The organism is uncultured Treponema sp. (genome assembly GCF_945873775.1).
Classification (GTDB): Bacteria; Spirochaetota; Spirochaetia; order Treponematales; family Treponemataceae; genus Treponema_D.
Genome location: NZ_CAMCEC010000049.1, coordinates 1 through 3,224, shown reverse-complemented (window position 1 = coordinate 3,224; position 3,224 = coordinate 1). Strand labels below are relative to the sequence as shown.

Genomic DNA, 3,224 nt, shown 5'->3' with positions numbered 1-3,224 from the left:
GAGAAACTGCGGAATGCTCAATTGCCCTTAAGCTTTTTGCAAGCAGTATTCTGGAGTCAAATTATATCTTGTGGAATTATAGCAATAATATTTTCTCTTTTAATAAAATTGCTAACATTAAAGATTCAACTATTAATAAAAATTTTACTTCTTTATCATTAAACTTTGCGGAAGATATTTCAGACAATATGTATTATATTGACAGCAATATGAATTTGCAGAGAATTTTTGTAGATGATGTAAGGACTACAATCCCTGCTGTAACTGGCAGTCTTTTTTCAGATCCTCTTTATTATGATGACTCTACGGATTCCCTATGGATTGCAAGAGACGGTGATGGGAATGTAAACACTCTTCAGTTTTCAGTTATAAAAAATATTTCTACAGGAACGAATCCTTCTATTGATTTTAAATTTGGACTTGATATTTTTGAATATTATGGAGCGGCTTTTGCAATTCAAGGCAGTGTTCTTTATCTTGCATATATAGATTCTGATGGAAGCACATATTATCTCCAGCGTGCCACAATAACAGAGAACGCAGACGGCACATTTGCGGTTTCTAAGGTCGGTTCTGCAAAATCTGTTTCAGACCTAGGCGTTTCCGGCGCGATTACTGATGTTGCAATTCTTTATGACGGAACAGTTTATGTTCTTGTTTCGAATGTAGGCAATTCATTGGGCGATTCGGGGGACTCGTTTATATATAACTATAACCAAAGCAACACAATGTACAGCCGCGGCGCGCTCTTAAAAATACAAAGCACAAGCTCGGGATTTGAAGTAGTTGACACCTTGGGCTGGACTGGTTCTTCAAGGCAGATAGCTCCAGCTCCTTATGGAGAAGCAAAATATGGTGACACTACTCATACAATATTGCAGCCTTTGACAGCATACATTCCGTCTCTTTCTGAAAACAGCAATAAATTCTACGGACCGCGCAGGTTTGTTGCCATAAAGCCAAAAGAGATTGCAATTGCGGACTGCGGCGCAAACTTTGTAATGCCGAATCATGATAAGCAACAAAAAGGAAAGATGTTTGCCCAAAATAGAGTTGTAACAGTAAGTTTATCCAATTTTGCAATCAGCAATGTTACGAAACTTAAAAATATAAAATTCAGCGATCTTACTTTTAGCGGAAGTGGAATTTCTGGCGGATATATAGGCTGCGCTGGTTGCACAAAGGAAGATATAAAAGAGCAATAATAATTTGGTTGATAAAACTTTCTGCATCATTTGTTTTTTATTTGCAAAAAATCGCTTTTTTCACTTGAAGAAACTTGCAAAATAATATAGACTATTCTCCATTCGGCGCTTTAGCTCAGCTGGATTAGAGCATCTGCCTTCTAAGCAGAGGGTCGACGGTTCGAGCCCGCCAAGCGTCACTAGTCCGTTTCTAGTTTTCTGGAAGCGGACTTTTTTGTTTTTTTAACGTTTTGTTCATGCGGAGAATAAATATTCCAGCGATTGTGCCAAGAAGCGTCTATTATGTGTTATATTTATAGCAAGGAGTAAAAAATGCCGGTAATTTCAATGTTTTACGGAATTCTGATTAAAATGAATTGGCGTGATAATGACAAACATCATCTGCCGCATTTTCATGCCTATTACAATGAATTTGAAGCTTCATTTGATTTGAATGGAGAAATTATTGCTGGTTCTTTTCCGGCAAAGCAGACAGCATTTGTAAAAGCGTGGACGTTGCTACATCAAGATGAACTGAACGCAAACTGGAAACTTGCACTTGAGGGCGAGCAGATTTTTAAAATCAATCCTTTGCAATAGGAGCATATCATGGAAGAAATAATTTACGGAAAACCTCTTTTGCCCAGAGCGGTTTCTGTTGAAGCGTTGTCAGATTTTATTCTCAAAATCAAATTCAACAATAATGAAACGCGTTATTTTGACGGAAAGAAGATTTATAATTTAAATTGCTTCAAGCCGCTTCAAAATGAAGAGTTTTTCAAGACAGCCCATATCTCTTTTGGCAGTATTGCTTGGGATAACGATATAGATTATTGCCCCGACTGCCTGTACGAAGAAAGCCGAACTTATATTAACTAAATCAACTGTAATGATACAGCCAACTTGTACAGCAAGCACAGACAGACTGTACAACCGCCCCAGTTTGATTGTGCTTAAGCCCCAGACAGACTGTATAGCCGCCCCAGTTTGATTGTGCTTACGCCCCAGACAAACTGTATAGCCACTACAGACAAACTGTATAACAAGCCCAGACAAACTGTAGCGTAAGGCATAGTAGCCTGTACCTTTAGAAATCATATACAATTACTACAGTGTTAAGCACCATAATCTAGTCACATTGCTTTGTGAATCTAATTTGATTTTTTTTGAAGTCTAGTTAGGTTTAGAATTGAGCACGCAGGATATAAACTCAAACTGATATTAAAAACACGAATGCTCCAAGCATAATGCATAAATTCTAAGCATATAAAGCTAAAAGGTCAAGATTATTTTTTAGCTATTAAACAAATGAAAAAATAGAAGCAACTTTTATGTCTGGTGGACAAATAAAAGGAAAATCTGTTCCATTCTTTGAAGGAATTCCTTTTGGTGTTTATGATGTCTTATTGCCAAATTCAGATGGGCATTTTCGCCTTGAAGCAAGAGATGATTGTTACGGAGATGATAAAGTCTCTAATACTAAAAAATCCCAATTACGTTTACATGAAAGAGGTTCTGGAACTACCATTGGATGTATCTCAATTCTCAAAGATGATAAATGGAGAAAAATTGCCAAGATGATTAATGAAGCAAAAAATATAGGTGTAATGGCAAAATCTTTGAGTAGAAACCCATTTAATAGAGGAGAACCTGAAGAAAATACAAAATTAGCTATTTTGATTGTTGAAAATGGGATTAAGAATGAAAATGGGGAAGATTAGAAATTATATTCAATTACGATTAATATCTATTGCACTATTAATCTCAATATTAATAGCTGATTATTTATCAGATGTCTGATGAACCGTAAGATATCATTACTACATACAATTTCCTTATCAAAAACATTTTATGCTTTGCAACCAGTTTTTTCATTTAATGATTCTGTGCAATACGGAAACCGTTTGTAAGCCCAACTAAAGCACCGCCTTTGTATCCGGAACATCGTGAACCTACGATTTCATTTAAATAGTCTCCGCCTCTAAGTCCTCGTGCTGTAGAAAATTTATTCATTGAACCGTAAGGAACATCGTAGTCAAA

4 protein-coding genes and 1 tRNA gene are annotated in these 3,224 nt (G+C 36.2%); all 5 read left to right on the top strand.

The annotated features are described in order from the left end of the window. On the top strand, window positions 1-1,205 hold a 1,205-nt coding region (locus Q0N70_RS12290; RefSeq protein WP_294017185.1), incomplete at its 5' end, for a hypothetical protein. Window positions 1,206-1,309: 104 nt separating this feature from the next. Further along, a tRNA-Arg gene (locus Q0N70_RS12285) sits at window positions 1,310-1,384 on the top strand. A gap of 133 nt (window positions 1,385-1,517) precedes the next feature. Further along, window positions 1,518-1,784, top strand: a complete 267-nt coding sequence (locus Q0N70_RS12280) for a DUF4160 domain-containing protein (protein ID WP_294017183.1) — start codon at window positions 1,518-1,520, stop codon at window positions 1,782-1,784. 9 nt (window positions 1,785-1,793) lie between these two features. Further along, complete coding sequence (locus Q0N70_RS12275) at window positions 1,794-2,063, top strand: DUF2442 domain-containing protein (protein WP_294017181.1); 270 nt, start codon at window positions 1,794-1,796, stop codon at window positions 2,061-2,063. A gap of 452 nt (window positions 2,064-2,515) precedes the next feature. Then, the gene (locus tag Q0N70_RS12270; protein WP_013701694.1) at window positions 2,516-2,905 is read left to right on the top strand and encodes a hypothetical protein; all 390 of its coding nucleotides are present in this window, start codon (window positions 2,516-2,518) and stop codon (window positions 2,903-2,905) included. Window positions 2,906-3,224: the final 319 nt, after the last annotated feature.